The sequence below is a fragment of the Pseudoalteromonas sp. Of11M-6 genome (assembly GCF_022347905.1).
Lineage (GTDB): Bacteria > Pseudomonadota > Gammaproteobacteria > Enterobacterales > Alteromonadaceae > Pseudoalteromonas.
This window is the reverse complement of record NZ_JAKRFW010000016.1, coordinates 63,989-84,509: the sequence shown is the minus strand read 5'-3', so window position 1 is coordinate 84,509 and position 20,521 is coordinate 63,989. Positions and strand designations below refer to the sequence as shown.

Here is a 20,521-nt window from a genome sequence, read left to right as displayed (position 1 = left end):
TCAACTTTTGCCTAGATTACTAGGCGGCAAGTCGAGCGTCGCGACCAAAACACACTCAGAAGAACAAAAATCAAACAGCAAAGGTCAACAGGCCCTAGCTAAAACAGAAATCGCCGCCAACTCATATTGGCGGCGATTTTTGTTTATCAATCACGCGTAAAAGTTGAGAGTACCACATATAACTTCTCAGAGTGATAATCACTCATTTTGTTAAAGTTTGTTACCTTGAAATCCAATTCAGTAGTTGTTAATTGAAATATGCTTGAATATGCAGGTATCACATTTTAGGAGCAAAAGATGCGAATTTTAACTGGCTTACTGGCATTATGTTTATCTGGATTTAGCTTTGCAGGCGCATTGCCTGACTCTCCGCATTTATATGTTAAAGGCACTTCATTTATTCAAGTACAACCCGATGTTGCAACCATACGTGTTGCCATTACCGAAAAGCAAAAGTCGCTACCCACAGCTAAAGAAAACGTCGATAAGATTATGGCTAAGGCCATAGAAATCGCTAAACGCTTCGATATTAAAGAAGACGATATTCACGCAGAGCAACTGAATGTTTACAGACAGACACGCTACAATCGCGAATCAAATGAAGAAGAGTTTGATGGTTTTCGTGTGAGCCGCAGCTTGACTGTGAAACTTAAAGACATCAAAAAATACCCAGAGTTACTTCAAGAGTTTGTAGACAGCGGCATCAATCAGTTCAATAACACAGAATTTGGTGTTGAAAATGAAGGCAAGTATCTGCAAAGTCTCAAAAAAGCCGCCATTAAAGATGCAAAGAAAGCAGCTAAAGAACTAGCAGGCGAGTTTGATGTTGAATTGGCAAAACTGTACTCAGTTTCATTCCAACCAATGCAAACGCCAGTTCAGCCTTACGTGCGCTCTGCAGCAATGGCGATGGAAGCAGATCAAGGCGCATACAAAAATGCGTATAACACAGGTGCAATTACATTGAATGCGGAAGTTTATGCTGTTTACTTAATTGAGTAATACTGGCTGTGAACTAATTAAACTTATACACTAAGCCCTCCATTGGAGGGCTTTTTATGATCACCGGTTTATATGCGGCATTACTGGCAATAATCTATATTAAACTCAGTTTTAACATAATATCACTCAGACACAGACACAAAGTATCGCTAGGAGATGGCGGTGTCGATGAACTGCAAAGTGCAATACGGATCCACGGCAACTTTATCGAGTACACACCTTTCGTACTGTTAATGATGTTGTTACTCGAAACTCAACAAATCAACCCATATCTACTTCATGCTTTTGGCATTGCTTTTTTGTTTTCTCGAGTTGCACACTATGTTGCACTCGGTAAAACCAACTTTTCAATCAGAAAAGTAGCGATGGCGACAACATATGGAGTAATACTTATTTTAGCGTCATTCAACCTCGTGTATTACTTTATCTAAATATGACAAAGCACAAATTTCTGGTAACGGGTTTACCACGAACGGGCACAACAAGTCTGTGTATTGCTGCATTAGGTGCTGGATACAAAACAGCACACACGGCATACACAAGGCAAGCATTAGACTGCGCTGAGTTTATTGCTGACACGCCCGTTTTTGCTGACTATGAAAAACTATATGCTTTATATCCTGAAGTTAAAATAGTACATTTGACACGAGATTTTGAGCAATGGCTTCCCTCAATTAAGCGTTTGATGACGGCAATGAAAGAAAATTTACTGTCACAAAAAGGGGGCTTTAACGACACCATTAAGCGTTGTTATTTGGAAACTTTTCCTGATTTTGACAAACATTTTGAAGACGATGGTTATTGGCGGGATCGTTATAGCAAGCATCATGTTAGGGTGCTTAGCTTTGCAAAAATGAATCATATTCCTATTATAATGGTCAATCTAACCGCGACTGATGCCGAGCAAACGCTTGCCGAATTTATAGGCGTGACTCAAGAAAAAGTGACCATTCCGCATGTCAATATCGGTGGTAAAGTCACTGCATGGAAGTGGTTTTCACACCCCAATAAAGTAGAATCGACACGTAATGGCAAAGCAGATAAAGACACAGCGCTCTTTAGCATGCAAGTTCGCTCGAGCGCCTGAGTTTGTTATACTCACCACAAGCTGTATATACAAGGTAGAATTATGTTTGAATTAAAATATCACACACCTTTTAGCTGGACTGAAAAAGTCCTAGCCGACTTTGATACCTTTCTTCAAGATCACGCCGCTGCAGAAAAAAAAGCAGCCGGAATGGCGATGGCAATGCTTGGTCATTACCCAGACAGGATCAAGCTAGTAAAAGCGATGGCTGATCTCGCAATAGAAGAAATGATCCATTTTAAACAGGTACTTAAGATCTTAACCGAGCGTGGTACGCTACTAGGAAACGATCAAAAAGACCCCTATATAAAGCAAATGCGCGCATTATTCCGCCAAGGCACAGATGAATATTTAATTGATAGATTACTGATTGGTGCGGTAATTGAGGCTAGGGGCCACGAGCGTTTTTCTTTAGTTGCAGAAGCGCTTCCTGAAGGCAAAGAGAAAGACTTTTATGTTGCAATCGCCAAGTCAGAAGAAAAACACAAAAACCTCTTTGTGGAGCTCGGCTACGAGTATTTCGACAAATTAACGATAGACAAACGTTTAGAGGAAATTCTCATCGCAGAAGCGGATATTTGTAAGCGTATTCCATTTAGCGCAGCGCTTCATTAGTATGAAATAACTGGGATTAAATAATAATAACAAGGACATAATAATATGAAACTAAATGCTTTTTTATGCTTCAGCTTCCTTTTAACAACAAATTTTTCTGCAAGTACTGAGACTTTTAGCGCGTTAGATGCTTGGAAAGAACTCGATCATAACTTGCAAACCCATTACGCATATCTAGATGACTTTAAAGATTACCAGCAAACTCGGCAGCTATTTGAGAATAAGTTAAATAATTTAGATTCAAAGCAAGCCTTTATTGATTTAAGCCAAGCATATTTACGCCACTTTACAGATCCGCATCTCAATCTTGGTCCATTAAATGAAGAGGATTACAGTGTGTATCCAACAGGTGCAGATATGTATGTCGAGTTTAATGATAACAGCGCACTTATTATTGACGTAAAACGGGGCAGCGATGCAGACGTTAAAGGGATAAAACCCGGAGATAAAGTGACAAGGATAGATGGCAATACAATATCGCAATCCATCCAAGACGTAATGCAGGTGCCATTGAGTCAATTAAATAAGGCTCAGAAGAGTTACGCACTGAATATTGCGTTAGGAGGAAAACGTTATCAAAAACGCGAAATTGAATTTCAACGGGATACAAAGCTAGCAACTGTCGAACTTGCCGCAAGTTATGATGCGATAAATGCGCTAGGTAATGGGCCTAAAGTATCCTACGAAAAAATAGATGAATTTGGTCATATTCGATTTAATAACGCCATGGGCAACGCCCAAACCGTTGATGAGTTTAAAGCTGCATTAAAGCTTTTAGGTGAAGTGAAAGGTTATATTATTGACCTTAGAAATACACCCAGCGGCGGGAATACTGGTGTCGCAGAACCCATACTTGGACATTTTACTGCTGCGCCAAGCGTGTATCAAAAGTACCGTACTCAAACGGGAGCTGTACAATTCAACAAAGCAGAGTTAAAAGACGCGCTCACTAAACCAGCAAAGCAACACATAAAGGTACCGTTTGTTGTACTTGCTGGGCGCTGGACTGGCAGTATTGGAGAAGGCATGACAATTGGCTTTGATGCTTTGGGTGCGGACGCAGTAATTGGCGCACCGATGGCTGATTTGCTTGGCGGCATCAAACGTCTCGTCCTTGATCAAAGTAACGCTTGGGTTGAAGTTGGGTTTGAACGCTTATATCACGTAAATGGTAGTTTTCGTGAAGACTTCGAACCAAATATAATTGTAGCTGGCGATATGGACAATAATGGTAGGGATGTAGCACTAGAAACAGCGGTGTCAGTTTTATATTCGAAAACGGATAAGCAGGTCAAAAATTAGTCCGTAAACATCCAGCGAAATTTTGATTGTACAAGAGAGTAAGTTAATCTCTCTTTTAATTCACTGTATTTAACATAATATAAATTATAGGCTATATAGTTTGTAGTAATTGTAGTGTTAAGAAAGCCAATTTAATCACCCTTAATATGTCCAATACTAGACGGTATCGGACATTAATAAAAAGTTTACTGTATTTTCTATTGAGCTATGGTTTCGCTTTTTATAGTATGTGGTTGAATTTGTAATTTGAAGTATCGACATATGGAATTTGTAAGACCGCTAGAACCAATCTTGATAATTGATGACGCTGTTGAGATCAGAGATTTTCTGACACAGATTTTGGAAAACTTAGGGTTTGAAGAAGTTTATGGTTGTGAAGACTTTGATTCCGCAAAGCCCCTACTAAAGCATAAACAACCCAGTGTTGTCTTTTTAGATATTGAGCTTCCCGATACAGATGGCACCGAAATTCTTTCCTACATCAACGAAAACTTTCCTGTGGCCCATGTCATCATGTGCTCTGGCCATAATAGTATGGAGAATGTTCAAAACACTTGGGAGCTTGGTGCTAAGGGCTTTATCGCTAAACCTTTCAATGCACATAAAGTGGATTCAGTCATGAAGCGTTTAGAGCTGGTTACATGAATGAAGAAATAAAGAAACTTACCGATGCGCTCTCTACCGTTATTTTAGAAAAGCCTGAACAAATAAAGCTCGCGATCTGCAGTCTTTTGTGTCGCGGTCATCTCCTTATTGAAGATTTACCAGGTATGGGTAAGACGACGCTATCTCATTCTCTTGCTGATGTGTTAGGCCTGACATATCGTCGCGTGCAATTTACTAGCGATCTACTCCCAGCTGATATTACCGGCACTTCTATTTTTAACCGTGAACATCAGTCTTTTGAATTCCATCCTGGTCCAATTTTCAGCCAAGTTTTACTGGCCGATGAAATCAACCGCGCAAGTCCAAAAACTCAAAGCGCGTTGTTGGAGTCCATGGAAGAACATCAAGTAACCATCGATGGCGTAAGCCATGAGCTCCCTAGCCCATTTTTTGTGATTGCAACGCAAAATCCTCAGCATCAATCTGGCACGCATCCACTGCCTGAGTCACAACTAGACCGCTTTTTTATGCGTATAAGCTTAGGATACCCCTCGGAAATGGCAGAAGCGCAGCTAATTAAATTAGCTGGGAAAGCGAGAAAACTGACTCAAGCACCACAAGTGATCGATGGTAAAATACTGTTAGCCTATCAACAAGTTGTGCCTAACATTGTGCTAAGTGACGCTATTATTGATTACATCCTTCGCTTAGTTAACTACACACGAAGCTCAGGTCAATTTAGCGATCCTTTGTCGCCAAGAGCTAGCATCGCACTTGCAGCCGCAAGTCGTGCATATGCGTTTATTAGTGGTCGAGATTTCGTCATACCCGATGATGTTCAAGCCGTTTTCACTTCAGTCTGTGCCCATCGACTTGGCGTTACCACGACTAATGAAGCAGAAGTTCAGACACAGGTCTTTCAAAACGTACCGGTACATTAAGCATGATTAACCGCTTGAAACGGAAAGTTAAGCAGCATATTTATCAACGACATCAACGCTCAGAAATACGGTTATCTCATAATAATATCTACATACTGCCATCTAAGGATGGCGGTTTTTTTATCGCTGTGGCTTTGCTTAATTTTGTATTGGGGATCAACTATCAAAATAATCTAATCCTTGCAGTGTCCTACATAATGGCTGTGATGATGATAGCCGCCCTATTTTTAGGTTTTTTCAACTTGAACAATACAAATGTCCGATATTTGGGAAGTAATGCTAATTTTAGCCCATATAGTTCATCTATTAGGCTCAGTATTTCATCTAGCACAGAGATCCAATCACTCAGACTTTCAAGTGAATACAACCAAACGGCTACCTATATTTCCAAAGTGAGTGATGAGAAAATTCTTGAGCTAAGTGCCCCTGAATTACCTCGTGGCGTATATGATACGGGGGTAATTAAAATCCTCAGCTACTTCCCATTTGGCCTTATTCGTACCTGGTCGTATATAAAACCAAACGATGCTTTCTACGTGTACCCTACTCCATTGCCCGTTGTAGACACAGAGTTTAGCTTCGGCAGTGCCTCGAATACTAGCCAAAGCATACAACAGAAAGAGCGTTCAGTTGAGTTCGACCATCTCTCGCAATATCAAAAAGGGATGAGTTTAAGCCGCGTTTCTTGGAAGCATTACGCCAAGACAGAACTGATGTTAATTAAACAGAATGCACCGGAGTCGGCCGATTTACACCGCATTATTTTCGATTATTCTAAACTTTCAGGCAGCAAAGAAGAACGTCTGAGTAAACTTTGTACTATGGTGCTTGACGCCGATAAGCAACAAACAAGTTATGCCCTCTTACTGCAACAAAACAGGATCCCGTTCGGTCACGGTGAAACCCATAAACTATGTTGCTTGGAGGCATTAAGTGAATTCTAGCTTCCCAAAATGGTACTACAGCACGTCACTATTTTTATGGCTGCTGAGCATTATTCTTGTCGATGATTTTGGTATCGGCTTTGTCGGGTTATGTACCGTTTTAACACTATGGCAAGCATCGAGGTTGGTGATTAAACCAAGCGTGTTAAGCATTCGCTTTATCAACTTGGTCACTTTACTCGGCGCCATTGCAACGGCCTCATTAATAGGTATAAAAAACAGCGTGAATGTTTTTGTGGCTTTGATGTTGGTTGCATCGCTACTGAAACAAGTGCATGCCACGCAAGCTCGCCAATTTACACAAATATGTATTTTGAATTTCTTTACTTATCCGTGCTTATTTCTTTTTACACAAAGTATATTTGCAGCATTTCTTGTATTGATTTTGCTGGCTGTTAATTTAGCTATCATGCTTAATCTCGAGCAAAACCTAAGGTTCAAACCTGCGCTTAAGGTAAGTGCAAAGGGATTGGTATTGGTGCTGCCTGTAGCTACCTTATTAGTCGTTTTTTTACCAAAACTCCCGGCATTTTGGCAGTTACCTGCACCGCAGAATCAAGCAAAAACAGGATTATCTGAGAATGTAGATCCTTTCAATATCGCAAACGTATCCCAGTCCAGCGACTTGGTGTTTAGGGCGTCATTTGAGAACACTCAACAAACTGGACCTTTCTATTGGCGTGCAATTATTCATGATGAATTTGACGGACGGCAATGGAAAGTCTCTGAGTATCAAGGTACCAATATCAGAGCGTTGCCAAAAGAACCGATTGGCGCAGCAACCATTATTGCGCAGCCAAGCCAACTTCCCTGGTTGTACGGCCTGTCATACTCTTATTCGAAAGACGCTAAGTTGAATAGTAACGTGTTTGGCACGGTCTATTTGAAAAACCTATCAGCAAAACCTGTCGAGTATCAAATCGATTTCACTCACTTTGAACCCCAAGATTCGTTAAGGCCTTGGTATTATAGACGTAACACCGCATTACCTGACGGCATTAATCAACAGGCAAGGCAACTGGCGCGCGATTGGGACAGTCAATCGACAACAACGAGCCAATTCATTGAATTAATGAAGCGCTATTTTTTGCAAAATGGTTTCGTCTATACCTTAACACCAACTACAGCCCAATCGAGCGATAGGATTGATGACTTTCTATTTAGCTCGTTTAACGGTTTTTGTGGTCATTACGCCTCTGCTGCGGCGTTTCTACTGCGAAGCGCGGGTATCCCCGCTCGCTTAGTATCAGGCTATCTGGGCGGTGAAAAAAATGACAATCAAGGCTATTACAGCGTTTATCAATATGACGCACATGCTTGGGTTGAATATTTTACACCGGGAATTGGCTGGCAACGCTTAGACCCAACTGCCTGGATTGCCCCAGAACGCATGACAGGGAGTCTTTCTCAGTTAGAACAATTATCGAGCGAGTTTAAAAGTGGTTTGGGCTACAGCTTAATTGGGTTGTCTAATTGGCAATCTATTAATTGGTTGCGATTACAGCTCGAGGAGCTTGACTATCAGTGGACTCGCGTCGTCATTAATTTTGACAAAGAAAAGCAAGGCGCACTGTTTAAAGAGTGGTTTGGGAGTAATGGTCAATTTTGGGCTGGGATATTTTCCCTGTTTATGCTGCTTTTGCTCTCAATTGCGCTATTTTACCTTAGCAAGCAGCTTACTCGGCATAAACGCCCTATCGAACTTGTCTATTACAATGCTATAGTGTCCGATTTCAAAGAGCACCTAAGTGGCACTACGGCGAAACAACATATTGTTGAGTTATGTAAGTTATTTCCTGAGTTAGAAGCGTCACTTTGGCAGTTTTATCAATTAATTGAAAAGTCACAGTATCAACAAAAACCACTTAATAAACTTGAGCTTGGTGAGTTGAAGAGGTTGTATAAATCAATAAAAAGAAAGGCAAGAAAATAGTATGAATGCTGTTATTTTGGGCGTCTTGCTCATGCTGGGGTTAACCCTCTTTAGAATAAATGTAATTGTCGCCATGACAGTTAGTGCAATAGCTGCGGGCTTAGTGGCCGGTTTAGATTTGAAGACAACCTTAAACGCCTTTAATGATGGGCTATCTGGCGGCGCAGAAATAGCCTTAAGCTATGCCATGTTAGGTGGGTTTGCAGTTGCTATTTCAAAGTCTGGCTTAACTCAAATCCTCGCGCAAAAGCTGCTCAAATTGGTTAATGCCAATGATAGCGAAGGCTCAACGTTTTTAAGCATGTTTATAATGGTCATCATCTTGGCTTGCTCGATTGCCTCGCAAAACCTTGTGCCTGTCCATATTGCGTTTATTCCGATCCTCATTCCAGCGCTATTAGTCGTACTGAACAAGCTGACGATAGACCGCCGTGCGATTGCGTGTATTTTAACGTTTGGCCTAGCGACCAGTTATATGGTGTTGCCATATGGATTCGGTGGCATTTACCTTTACTCTATTTTGCATAAAAACCTTGTAGACAATGGTTTAGAATTGGTTAAGTTCGACGTGCCGTACGCTATGGTGATCCCAGCGCTTGGTATGCTGATTGGCCTGTTGATTGCCGTTTTCATTACTTATCGTAAAAAGCGAGTTTATGAAGTGAGTCAACAGCAAAGTACTCAGTCAAACACAGTACCGGAAGGCCAAGAAGCAACTAAAGTCATGATCGTCGGCGGTGCTGCGGTGCTGGCTTCTCTCATTGCACAAAATAACAGTGGCTCAATGATATTAGGTGGGCTCGTTGGCGTGATGATTTTTAGCCTCTTTGGCATTGTGAAATGGGAACAAAACTCCGATGTTTTCAGCAAAGGCGTGGCGATGATGGCAATGATAGGTTTTATCATGATCTCTGCTCAAGGCTTTGCCTCCGTCATGAAAGCAACGGGCGATGTGGCAAGTTTAGTAGCAAGTTGTGCAGATTTTGTTGGCGATAATAAACCACTCGCTGCTGCGATGATTTTGCTTGTTGGCTTACTTATTACCATGGGAATTGGCAGTTCATTTTCAACCGTGCCAATCATTGCCACGCTATTTGTACCTTTATCTCTAGAAGTTGGCTTTTCCGCTATGGCTACCGCCGCTTTGGTGGGAACCGCAGGTGCATTAGGCGACGCGGGCTCTCCTGCATCAGATTCCACACTTGGACCCACTTCTGGCTTAAATGCCGACGGCCAGCACGATCACATATGGGATTCCGTGGTGCCTACATTCATTCACTTCAACATCCCACTACTCTGCTTCGGCTGGATAGCCGCGATGGTGTTATAGGTTTATATATCCATGATGGTATCAAGGCTGCCCGCCTTGATACCTTTAGCTCACAAACATACTCTATTTTCTTTGTCTCTAATGTCGCTTTTGTCTTATTAGTTTTCTTGTGCTATACCAATAGGTAAGAGAATTAAAGCAATAAGACTATGCAAACACTTAAACCAAGCGAAATCGCCAGCTACTGTAACGTACACCAACGCAGTGTAAGTCGTTGGATTGCCAATGGCGAATTAAAAGGTCATAAGCTTCCTGGACGCGGTAACTACCGTGTCTTACTTGAAGACTTTTTATCCTTTTTAAACAAGCACAAAATCCCCCTTTCGCAAGACTTTATTAGCGACTATCAAATCGCAGAAAGTGGTCTACACTCTGATAAAGAACGGGATTTAGCTAAGGTGCTTATCATTGATGACGAGCCCCAATATAGAAAAGCGATAAGACGAGTGATAGGCAACGATTATTTGATACAAGAAGCTGGGGATGGCTTTATGGCAGGCATTGCCATCTCTGAGTTTAAACCAAGTTTAATCACGCTCGATCTTTCCATGCCGGGAATGGATGGCTTTCAAGTGATCTCATTTATCCGCGAAAAAGAAGAATTTAAAGCGATTAAGATTTTGGTGATCTCTGCGTTAAATGATGTAGAACTTGAAAAGGCCAAAGCGATGGGCGCCAACGATGCCCTTTCTAAACCGTTTGATAACTCTATTCTGTTAGAAAAAATTAATGCGCTAATCCAGGGGTAGCTATGAATGCACCTATCATGTTGGTTGATGATGAAATTGATATTCTAAAGTCGCTTAAGCGCACTCTGCGTTTACAGCATTATGAAGTGGTATATACCGATGACCCAAGACAAGCGCTCGGTTTAATACAAGAGCACAAACCGCATGTGCTTATTACTGATTTCAGAATGCCCAGCATGAATGGCCAAGAGCTTATCCAAGAAGTGAAAAAGCATGATCCCAGTATTGAATGCATTGTGCTCAGTGGGCAAGCTGATTATGACGATATGAAGTCGCTGATCAACGCGAATAACACCTTTAAGTTTTTATCCAAGCCTTGGAATAACGAAGAACTGTACACAACGATAGAAGCGGCACTCACAAACCATCACAAAAACGAATTAAAAACCCAGATATTGCGTAACAATAATGCACCTTTAGTCGAAGTTAATACCATAGGTAATGTCATTGACTGTAATTACGCTTACACGGAATTAGTGTTGAACGAGGTCAATAAAGGCAACTTCTTTCAACTGTTTAATTTTGAAAGTGATAAATGCCTTGATGATTTTACTGAACGCAGAATTGCAACATTGAAAAGCTCTGGGGTGTTATGTCAAGTTGAGCTCAAGCTAAAAACAGAATCCAGCTACCTACTTATCATTAAACCCCTCTCCAGCGAGCAGGATAAATATCCTAACTTTTATCAGAGCAAACTGGGCTTTCTCGAACATATCAATCGCACCGATAACTCTGTCATGATCTGCCTGAAAATTCGAGACTTGTTGGTTAAGAATATTATTTCTAATACCCCAATATATTCAGATACGTTTAAAAAAATCATAGATCATGCTCTACTGAGCGAAGCGACTCATTTTTCGATGCTTGAAATTAGCTTTGACCAAGCCATTTTCTGGCTAGATTCAGTACAAAGTGAAATTGAGGTACACAAATTTTTAGATGAGTTAATCAACTCAATTAAACAATTTTTCATTCGCAAAAATATCCAAATCAAGTTCTCTGTCTCGTACACCATGATTGAGCCTAAGCAACCACTCTCGGAAGCAATAGACAGTTTAGTTATCTATACCCAATTTGTTTGCGAGTCTCGCACTGACTTCTATATGCGTTATTCGCAATCACTGCTTTCAGAAAAGCTAAACGAGCATAAAGTCTCTGAGGCATTATTTAACGCCGTTGATAATGATGAGTTTTATCTAAGGTTCCAGCCTAAGCTTAATTTAAATGAACATTCAATCAATAGTTGCGAAGTGTTAATTCGCTGGAAGAACACCCAGTTCGGCGCTAACTCACCAGACTATTTTATTCCGTTGGCAGAAAAAGACGGACAAATAGTAAAAATAGGAACTTGGGTACTTGAGCAGGCATGTATTGCACTGTGCGAATGGCAAAAGGAAGAACTTGAGATCCAAAAAGTTGCAGTGAATGTTTCACCTTATCAACTTTCCGATCCCTGCTTTGTACAAACCATGTATTCGATTATTGAAAGGTATTCGCTCAAACCCGAGCAATTCGAGTTAGAAATCACCGAGAACTTTGTTTTAGAAAATCTCGAGCAAGCTAAAACTAAATTATTACAATTAAAAGAAATCGGATTCTCCATTGCCATCGATGACTTCGGTACGGGATATTCCTCATTGGGCTATATTTCAAAATTGCCAGTGGATGTTATCAAAATTGACAAAAGCCTGATTGAAAATATCGACAGTTCAAAATCAGCTCGAGATCTTGTCCAAAATGTTATTCGATTAGTACACGACCTTGAATTAAAAGTTGTCGCTGAAGGTATAGAAACCGTGGAACAGCTTGAAATTCTAGAACAGTTAAAATGCGATGAAGTACAAGGATATCTCATCGGAAAACCTGTTTTGCTTGAGGAGTTTACTCACTATGTCTATTAAAAGCCAAGTGCCACGGATTGTGCTCGTTGATGATGATGAGTTAATGTTGAAGTCGCTCCACCGCCACTTCAAAATCAGCATGGAAGGCGCTGAGATACTGACCTTTTCATCACCTAAACAATTCATAGAATCCCTAGATACGTTAGCGAGCATAGACATCTTTGTGAGTGACTACCTTATGCCATCGATTAACGGTGTTGAATTAATCAATATCGTTAGACGCCGTTATCCGCAAATCCTCACCGTGTTATTAACGGGCGATACCACGGGCAAGGTACTGTGCAAATCTTCAATTTCTGCGACCTTTATCATCGCTAAGCCATTTCGAAGAGAAGAATTCGATGAGGTTATCACCGCTTTTTATCGACTCAATGAGCTGCCTTTAAGAGAAGCAATAAAGCGTGCGTTAAATGAAACTTTCATTGAAAACGAATTGCCTATCTTGCTAAGTAAAATTGAAGACATTGATTTAGATTTTCATAAGCTTGAAGCGATGCTAGAACAAGAGGTGCTCATTCAAGCTAAATTATTCCACCTGTGTAACAGTGCTTATGTGGGATTATCGACGAAGCAATACTCCCTCTCTACCGCGATTAAGACGCTCGGTGTAGATTTAGTGTCTGCAATTATTGTCTCTGTGTGTTATCACAATATGGTCGCAGCCAGATATGATATCGCGAACTGTGAGCAGTTAAGCGATATTAACTTTAAAAAGGTCAAGTTACTTAAGGAATTGGTACACAAGCTACATGACGCATCAATTGACTCTGAGCGTGTTGTTTTTCTTCAATCCTTATTATTTCTAGGTGAGCTCGGCTCAGAAATAGCTCAGCTTATTACCGAAAGTCAATGTCATTCCCCACAGAGTTGCTATATCGAGAAATTACACATCGCCCTTTATACAGCCACGTTAATTGGCTACGAGTCAGCCATCACAGATCAATTGTATGCACTCATTAATGCCCTAGAAACGGCTAGCTCAGATTGCAATGCCACTAAGCTATTGTTGCTTATAGACACTATCACCAATAAAGAAGTCAATCAGACGGTGATCAACACCTTTTTTGATCAAAAGAGCCAAGATTGGTTGGAGCTTTTCTATGAACTCAGAAGCAAATACTTTAGTTAGTTACAAAGTACTGATATTAGACGATGAAACGTCAATACTTAAGGCGTTAAAACGAGTCATACGGCTGCCTTCGGTAGAGGTTGTCAGTTTTGATAATCCTTTTGAAGCTCTTGAGTACATAGACACGCACCCCGTTCAGGTTATTATCTCTGATTTTAGAATGCCGCTCATGAATGGTGGAGATTTTCTAAAACGAGCCAAAAAAATAAACCCTGGTGCAATTGGCCTAATTCTTAGCGGTTATACCGACTCCGATATGCTTATTGATATGATTAATAGCAAGGTTGCGCATAAGTTTTTATGTAAACCATGGGAGAACGACAAATTACTCGAAGAAGTTAATGCAGCAATAGACGTATACAATAATAATTATTTTAAAACGGTTTTACAGGAACAACTAAAAAAGCGTGATTGCCCACGGGTATTAATCAATAATGAAGGCCAAGTTGTCGAGCATAATCTCAGCAAAGACATAGAATCTCAGATACTTGCAGAGTTCTCGGCATGCTTTAGTGGTAATGGCATATACCACACTCCTCTTGGTGTTTTAAGATGTGAGATCCGCTGCAATCCAAAAGACGAAGAGTTCTATCTGATCACCATAGAAAAAGTCGAAGTAACAGACGAAATTAACGTCTATGAAGTTATCACCGAACTTCTATTATGTTACTCGATAAACCCCGTGCTCACTTACTATGCGTTGCCAACTTGCGAACTCACCACACCGAAATTGGCAGCTGCGGCGCAAGAAGTTTTCAGAAACTATAAAATATTACCGTCACCGACCCATAACTATCTATTCGTACTGGATAACATTGAGCAATCCTTACTGCCAAGAAAGCAGATAGAGCTAGAAATTCAGTTGGAAAAGTTACTCGATACCGCACTACCTCACGAGATACAAAGTAACACCACTCAACTTGCTGCATTTTTAAATAATGGAGAGTAGGCGTGGATACTTTTGCAAAAGTTGAATTAACACAAGATTTAGTCGAATCAAGCTTTCCGCTCGCCGACCTCAATACGCTACTTACCTCCCTATCTGATTATTTTGAGGTACCAATAACTTTAGTCACTGTAATCGAAGGGCAATGGCAACATCTGATCGCCAGACATGGGATCCTAGCCGATAGGACACCGGAGCAAGATGCTTTTTGTAAGAGCTTAATCAAACATAACAGGTCTTTGCTTGTTCCAGATACCGCCTTGGATGAAAATTATGCCAATAACCCGCTCGTGACTGGCGAGCCCTACATTCGCTCATACTTGGGTGTACCTTTTAGACTCGACGGCAAGCCAATCGGTGGCGTATGTTTAATCGATACCAAACCGAAAAACTATGCCGAGCGAGATGTTCATTTACTCGAGACGATCAGCGGTCTTATCACCAATATTTTAGAGCTACAAAAAAACTATTCGTTATACCTCGAAGATCAAGAGTTAATCCGCTTTTCACCAATCGTGTTAATTAAGTGGAAGTACAATAATGGGCTGCGCATTCGTACGGTTTCTCCGAATATTGAGCGCGTGATTGGTATTGACGCTTTTCACTTATGCTCCGGGGAATTGCATTTTGAAGACTTACTCACCGAGCCAAGTGTTGAGAAATTTCATTTTAACTTACAAAACCACTTGGATGGTTTAGAAGCGTCTGAAATTTTGCTAGAGATGGCATTAGACTCAAAACAGATCTGGATCCGTATGATCACCGTGGCGCACTTTAACCACGACGGCAGAATGACAAGCATTCAGGCTTTTATTACCGAAAATACTGCGCAAAAGTACACCGAAGACAAACTCAATGAGACGAACCGACAGATGCGCCTATTGTTAGAAGCCTCGGAGCTAGGTACATGGGATTGGAATATTCCAGCAGATATCAATAAAGTTAATAAAAAGTGGTGTGATATGCTTGGAATTGAATTTGAATACGTTGAGACCAGTGTTAATTACTTCCGCCAACTTATTCATCCAGCCGATCGTAGTCACGTAGAAAGAGACCTAGCCAAACACCTACAAGGGTTAACCGATGCCTACACCACGTCCTATAGAATGAAACATGCCGATGGCCACTGGGTGTGGATAGAAACCTATGGCAAAGTGGTTGAACGCGATAATAGTGGCAGAGCACTGCGCCTTGCTGGTACTCACCGGGATATTACCTACCGGATGGAGGCACAGTTGCAAGAGCGAAAGCAAAAGCAATTACTGTCTTTTATCAGTAAAGCACAGTCAGCCTATTTAAAAACAGGTGATCTGTCTAAATCATGCCGTGAAATTCTAGAAGAGCTCATCGACATTGCGGATAGCCAATTTGCGCTGATCGGCGAGCTTGAGCATACCGCCGGTGTACCAAGGCTCTTTATTCATGCCATTTCAGAAATGCAGTGGAATGATTTAAGCTCTCAATTGGTACAGAGATATTATGATAACGATCTCTATTTTACTGATTTTAATAATCTGTTTGGATCAGTGATCCTGACGGGAAAAACCGTCATTAGTAATGAACGAGGCAAGCACCCCGCGTCGAAAGGCACGCCAAAAGGACACCCAAGGATCTCTAAGTTTTTAGGGCTGCCGATAAAGCTCAATGGCGAATTGGTCGGTATGATAGGACTTGCGAATAAGTTTTTTGACTATACCGAAGAAGATGCAAAATTCTTACAACCACTGGTCGATTCTCTAGCGGGTTTATACTATGCGGTTAAACTCGATAAAGAGCGCCAAGAAGCAGAAAACAAACTGCTTGAACTTGCAATGACCGACACCTTATCAGGCCTGCCCAACCGACGTGCCTTTATGGAAAAAGCCGCCGAAGTTGGTGAGATATCCTTCCCCTATTTAATTGGTATGGTAGATATCGATAACTTTAAGTCTATTAATGATACCTACGGTCATGATGCTGGTGACAAAGCTATTAAACTGATTGCTTACACCATAAAGGATGCGCTACGCAGTGATGATTTTACCGCGCGAATGGGAGGTGAGGAGTTTGCATTTGTGTTACTTGATGCCACACATGGATCATCTAGCGCACTGATCGAGACCATCAGAGAATCCATATCTAACTTGGAAATTACACTGTCAGAAAAAGAGAAAATACATCTCACGGTCAGCATTGGTGTAAAAGCGGTACTTCCCGAGATGGAAAAAATGTCTATTACAGCACATTTAAATGATGCTGATAAAGCTTTGTATGAGGCTAAACATACTGGCAAAAATAAAGTAGTTTGGTTCGAATAACAAAATATTTCATATTGCTTGATATACTTTAATTTCGCGTCAGACATAAAAATGGAAAATGATGAAACAGCTCTCACTTAACCTAGCTGCACTTGGGTTTTTAGTCGCCTCATCTGTAGCTTATGCCGATTATACTGCTGAGTTAGAAATTGACCGAATGCAGGACACACCGTTTAAAGAGTGTAGCGACTACACTTTTCGCCAAGTTATGAATAATTTTTTTACCGAACTCACTTGGGATTATCTCACAAGCGATTGGGGCAGAAACTACATAAATATTGATGGTTATGTAGAAGAAGAAGGCGAAAAGTTTGATTTTCTTCTTCAATACGAAGTCAAATCTGATGGGACGTTTGAATTTAATGCAATGGAGTTCTTAGGAAAAGCAAAAGACGACTCGTTTATTATCATGATGCTCGACAAGATTTGCTATCATTCAACCGGTGATTAGCGCTTCAACTCGAAGCGCTAATCTGCTTCTAAATTTAGTCTACTGTAACTTTGCACTGGATGGGCTGTTGATAATAACCCCAAGTTAATATTGCTACATTACTTTGTACTTTAAGGTGATAATCGCCACCGCGGTAATGAGTATCACTGGCGGAGTTATCGATGAACATCAGCTTTTCACTGTCATTAAATTCAGCGACTATGCTTAGTGGCTGAGTATCGTAGTAAAAAACGGATAATAACTTATCGTTACAGAGATACGTCGTATGCCCGGAGCTAGTCACTAATGCAAAACGAGCCTCAAGCTCGGCAATACGGTGAATATACGACTGCTTCAAGCAATGCGTGATATCGCTAGATTTCCAACACGCATTACGCCCTTTTATCCACCCTATTTGCTCGGCTTGAAGCTGCTTCGAATGCGGCTCTTTTACAATTTTTTCATACACAGAATTGAGCCTGCGATCCAGTCGAGACAACGCCGCACTGTTACAAATATCGGCTTCCATACTTCCTGCTCTTACCTCGTTACAAGCGAATGAAGGCGTATGTAGGGTATGTTGTTTTAAGTGCTCGTCAATATAGCGACACCAATCCTGCGTGCTACGGTCAGGCTTATCCGAGTAACTTCTTACACCAAGTTTAAACTCAATGACCGATTGCCATTCTTGGCTGCCAAGATCAGGACCATGCCCGCTACCATCGCCACTTATTAAAAGATCATCGACCTCTGTCATCCACTGCTCGCCACAGTGAAACGCTTCAACGTTCAATTTCTCGGTGGGTGTTAAAACTGTCCTATTTTGTGACGCACATCCAAATAGAGTGATGGCTATAGCTACAGCCAATCCATGATAAAAATTACGGGTTAATGTGATCGCTTTCAAGCTAATTTCCTTTTAATCGCGTAAACAAGAGTTGAGCTCACCCCAACAGTAACATCATGAAAAACATTGAGTTATTGTCGTCGGCACATCCGCTAGAGTCACTTCTTTACTGTGAGCATTTAGCTTAATGGCCTCTTTTGGCATTCCAAATACAATGCTGGAGCTTTCATCTTGTGCATAAGTCTTCGCCCCCGATTTCTTCATTTCTAACAAACCAAATGCACCATCTGCGCCCATTCCGGTTAATATAAATCCGATAGCATTGCTTCTAACTTGCTTCGCAACAGATTGAAACAATACATTGACCGAAGGCTTATGGCGCTGCACTGGCGGCCCATCTTTGAGCTGAGTGTAATAGAATGCACCACGACGAACAAGCTGAAGGTGATGGCTTCCTGGCGCGATGTACACATGGTTAGCCAGTACGCGTTCGTTATGCTCAGCCTCCTTAATCTTTAATTTTGAAATATCATTTAGCCTTTGAGCAAAGGCTTTAGTGAAGTTGGCTGGCATATGTTGTACCACCACAATACCAGGCAATTCGGGTTCTAATTGACTAAATATGTACTCAAGCGCTTGCGTCCCCCCTGTCGAAGTGCCGATGGCTACCACTTTATCAGTGGTATTAATGGCAAGGTTGGTATTGCTCATTGCAACATTGATAGCAGGCGCACGGCTTATGTCTTCCGTAGAGGACTTTGGTCTGTAGAATCTCGCTTGCTTAACCACTTTAATAAATTGCTCGCGTTGAGACTCAAGAAATGATTTTAAGCCACACTCTGGTTTAGTTAAGATTTCAAATGCGCCAAGAGAGAGTGCCTCTACCGACAATTGAGCACCTGTGGTTGTTAGCGATGAACAAATGATCACGGGGATAGGTTTATTGGCCATGAGCCAGCGTAAAAAGGTAATACCATCCATCTGTGGCATTTCTATATCAAGAATAATTACATCTGGCGGCTCTGCCAACACGCTGGGCTGCGCCAAGACAGGGTTGCTAAACACCTTAGTCACGCAGATTTCAGGCGAATACTCCAACATCGCAGTGACCGTTTGCCTTACCACAGCAGAGTCATCGATAATATAGACGGAAATTTTATTCGACATCAGGTTGCTCTCCTACTCGATAACGCAACATGAAAACGGTCTACCCGGCAAGCGCCATCCTTGAGATCCACTTGAATTCTCCGATAATAAGGGCCACCAACATCACGCGCAATAAGCCTAAATCCATAATCGTCAATCAGCTTATGACTCATTTCGATGTTTCGCATACCGACAGTCTCTGAACAAGACGTTTTGAACATCTCTCCACCACCAAAAAGCTTAATCTCCACACAATTCTCAGGGATACTAAACCGCTTTAAATATTGTCGAACCAAAGAAAAAGTCTTATCGACATATTTAGCCGGCTCATCGTCATTCGGCTTTTCTGTGGTTGGCAATAGCATATGACTCACAACAACTAGTTGGTGCTGCTTAGACACTAAAACAAATGAAACACAGGACCCCAGCAAGGTATTGAGCGTTGCTGGACGAAATGACTCAATCGCCAAACTACCCGGCTGCAAAAATATTGATTCAACGTCTCTGTTTGGCATCAACATTTTGCATACACCGCAGGGGCGATTGATTCAAATTTGTCATACACGCCATTTAAGCTCTCGGAGTGTCCTAAAAACAAAAAACCTTGCTTCGGCATCGCCCTATAAATATTCTCGAGGATTTTTACCTTTTCATCTTTTTCAAAATAAATCAGTGCATTACGGAGGAATATTATGTCTGCTTTACCACCGATATTAGGCACAAGTAGATTATTTTTGAAAAAATTAACTTTATGATAGAGCTCATCATTCACCATGATATAGCCGGTCTTCTCTCCGACGCCATTTAGACAGTATTTCCTTAGGTATTCGTCAGGAATGTTTTTAGCACGATGTAAGGGGTAAATTGCCTTTTTCGCTAAATTCAGCATCCGCTCAGAAATATCGCTGGCACGCACCACCCAATTCCCGTGACCATAATGCTCCTGCGTGCACATGGCCAAGGTGTATGCTTCCTCGCCAGAAGAGCAAGCCGCACACCAAATATTTGGTGCAGACTTTTGGTAGTACGTGGTAAACAGCTCTGCTAACTTTTCAAAGTGTTTACGCTCTCTGAAGAAATAGGTTTCATTGGTAGTCAGCAAGTCGATGCACATATTTCGCTCACCTTTGTTATTGGGTATCTTTAGATACTCAATGTACTCACCATAGCTACTTAATCCTAAAATCCTCAGTCTTTGATTTAGTCGTCCACAGACTAAGTTCTTTTTATGATCCCTAAGATGTATTCCTGATTCGGCTTTGAAGAAGTCAGCAATACAGGTAAATTCTTGATCGCTAATAAAGTCCCCAATCATG

Annotated in this window: 20 protein-coding genes; 16 read left to right on the top strand and 4 right to left on the bottom strand. The window is 41.3% G+C overall.

All coding sequences use genetic code 11. The features are described from left to right. The first annotated feature begins 297 nt into the window (after nucleotides 1-297). The 16 genes from MHN32_RS10685 (at nucleotide 298) to MHN32_RS10610 (ending at nucleotide 17,233) form a co-directional block, all read left to right on the top strand. Complete coding sequence (locus tag MHN32_RS10685) at nucleotides 298-1,002, top strand: SIMPL domain-containing protein (protein WP_174168866.1); 705 nt, start codon at nucleotides 298-300, stop codon at nucleotides 1,000-1,002. 56 nt (nucleotides 1,003-1,058) lie between these two features. Beyond that, nucleotides 1,059-1,433 carry an MAPEG family protein gene (locus MHN32_RS10680; protein ID WP_010604767.1) on the top strand — a complete coding sequence of 125 codons (375 nt, stop codon included), beginning with the start codon at nucleotides 1,059-1,061 and terminating at the stop codon, nucleotides 1,431-1,433. A 2-nt stretch (nucleotides 1,434-1,435) separates the two neighbouring features. Further along, nucleotides 1,436-2,089 (top strand): sulfotransferase family protein, encoded by a 654-nt coding sequence (locus tag MHN32_RS10675; protein ID WP_239421698.1) that lies wholly within the window; start codon nucleotides 1,436-1,438, stop codon nucleotides 2,087-2,089. Nucleotides 2,090-2,131: 42 nt separating this feature from the next. Continuing rightward, complete coding sequence (locus MHN32_RS10670; RefSeq protein WP_010604765.1) at nucleotides 2,132-2,704, top strand: tRNA-(ms[2]io[6]A)-hydroxylase; 573 nt, start codon at nucleotides 2,132-2,134, stop codon at nucleotides 2,702-2,704. Nucleotides 2,705-2,749: 45 nt separating this feature from the next. Then, the gene (locus tag MHN32_RS10665; protein WP_239421697.1) at nucleotides 2,750-4,006 is read left to right on the top strand and encodes a S41 family peptidase; all 1,257 of its coding nucleotides are present in this window, start codon (nucleotides 2,750-2,752) and stop codon (nucleotides 4,004-4,006) included. A gap of 261 nt (nucleotides 4,007-4,267) precedes the next feature. Then, nucleotides 4,268-4,651 carry a response regulator gene (locus MHN32_RS10660; RefSeq protein WP_010372856.1) on the top strand — a complete coding sequence of 128 codons (384 nt, stop codon included), beginning with the start codon at nucleotides 4,268-4,270 and terminating at the stop codon, nucleotides 4,649-4,651. After that, on the top strand, nucleotides 4,648-5,553 hold the full coding sequence (locus MHN32_RS10655) for an AAA family ATPase (RefSeq protein ID WP_239421696.1): 906 nt from the start codon (nucleotides 4,648-4,650) through the stop codon (nucleotides 5,551-5,553). Before MHN32_RS10660 ends, MHN32_RS10655 begins: the two co-directional genes overlap by 4 nt. A gap of 14 nt (nucleotides 5,554-5,567) precedes the next feature. Continuing rightward, nucleotides 5,568-6,497: a DUF58 domain-containing protein gene (locus MHN32_RS10650; RefSeq protein WP_239421695.1), complete on the top strand. Its 930-nt coding sequence runs from the start codon at nucleotides 5,568-5,570 to the stop codon at nucleotides 6,495-6,497. Next, nucleotides 6,487-8,430 carry a DUF3488 and transglutaminase-like domain-containing protein gene (locus MHN32_RS10645; RefSeq protein WP_239421694.1) on the top strand — a complete coding sequence of 648 codons (1,944 nt, stop codon included), beginning with the start codon at nucleotides 6,487-6,489 and terminating at the stop codon, nucleotides 8,428-8,430. The genes MHN32_RS10650 and MHN32_RS10645 overlap by 11 nt, the downstream gene beginning before the upstream one ends. 1 nt (nucleotide 8,431) lies before the next feature. Next, complete coding sequence (locus tag MHN32_RS10640) at nucleotides 8,432-9,760, top strand: Na+/H+ antiporter family protein (protein ID WP_239421693.1); 1,329 nt, start codon at nucleotides 8,432-8,434, stop codon at nucleotides 9,758-9,760. A gap of 149 nt (nucleotides 9,761-9,909) precedes the next feature. Continuing rightward, nucleotides 9,910-10,509, top strand: coding sequence for a response regulator (locus MHN32_RS10635; protein WP_010604755.1), 600 nt, complete (start codon nucleotides 9,910-9,912; stop codon nucleotides 10,507-10,509). Nucleotides 10,510-10,511: 2 nt separating this feature from the next. Then, nucleotides 10,512-12,410, top strand: coding sequence for an EAL domain-containing protein (locus tag MHN32_RS10630; protein ID WP_174168872.1), 1,899 nt, complete (start codon nucleotides 10,512-10,514; stop codon nucleotides 12,408-12,410). After that, complete coding sequence (locus MHN32_RS10625; protein WP_239421692.1) at nucleotides 12,400-13,539, top strand: response regulator; 1,140 nt, start codon at nucleotides 12,400-12,402, stop codon at nucleotides 13,537-13,539. Before MHN32_RS10630 ends, MHN32_RS10625 begins: the two co-directional genes overlap by 11 nt. Beyond that, nucleotides 13,511-14,488, top strand: coding sequence for a response regulator (locus tag MHN32_RS10620; RefSeq protein ID WP_239421691.1), 978 nt, complete (start codon nucleotides 13,511-13,513; stop codon nucleotides 14,486-14,488). Before MHN32_RS10625 ends, MHN32_RS10620 begins: the two co-directional genes overlap by 29 nt. 2 nt (nucleotides 14,489-14,490) lie before the next feature. Next, nucleotides 14,491-16,782 (top strand): diguanylate cyclase, encoded by a 2,292-nt coding sequence (locus MHN32_RS23850; RefSeq protein ID WP_239421690.1) that lies wholly within the window; start codon nucleotides 14,491-14,493, stop codon nucleotides 16,780-16,782. 58 nt (nucleotides 16,783-16,840) lie between these two features. Beyond that, nucleotides 16,841-17,233 (top strand): hypothetical protein, encoded by a 393-nt coding sequence (locus tag MHN32_RS10610; RefSeq protein WP_239421689.1) that lies wholly within the window; start codon nucleotides 16,841-16,843, stop codon nucleotides 17,231-17,233. A gap of 34 nt (nucleotides 17,234-17,267) precedes the next feature. Here MHN32_RS10610 and MHN32_RS10605 read toward each other — a convergent pair whose 3' ends face one another. Genes MHN32_RS10605 through MHN32_RS10590 form a run of 4 tightly spaced genes read right to left on the bottom strand, consistent with a single transcriptional unit; the run spans nucleotide 17,268 to nucleotide 20,520 of the window. Next, entirely contained in the window at nucleotides 17,268-18,119 is an 852-nt protein-coding gene (locus MHN32_RS10605) for a lysozyme inhibitor LprI family protein (RefSeq protein WP_239421688.1), read from the bottom strand. Nucleotides 18,120-18,173: 54 nt separating this feature from the next. Beyond that, a complete protein-coding gene (locus MHN32_RS10600; RefSeq protein ID WP_174168877.1) occupies nucleotides 18,174-19,226 on the bottom strand; it encodes a chemotaxis response regulator protein-glutamate methylesterase in 1,053 nt (350 codons plus the stop codon). Beyond that, nucleotides 19,226-19,726 (bottom strand): chemotaxis protein CheD, encoded by a 501-nt coding sequence (locus tag MHN32_RS10595; protein WP_239421687.1) that lies wholly within the window; start codon nucleotides 19,724-19,726, stop codon nucleotides 19,226-19,228. Before MHN32_RS10595 ends, MHN32_RS10600 begins: the two co-directional genes overlap by 1 nt. Further along, the gene (locus MHN32_RS10590) at nucleotides 19,720-20,520 is read right to left on the bottom strand and encodes a CheR family methyltransferase (RefSeq protein ID WP_239421686.1); all 801 of its coding nucleotides are present in this window, start codon (nucleotides 20,518-20,520) and stop codon (nucleotides 19,720-19,722) included. The genes MHN32_RS10595 and MHN32_RS10590 overlap by 7 nt, the downstream gene beginning before the upstream one ends. Between the last annotated feature and the right edge of the window lies 1 nt (nucleotide 20,521).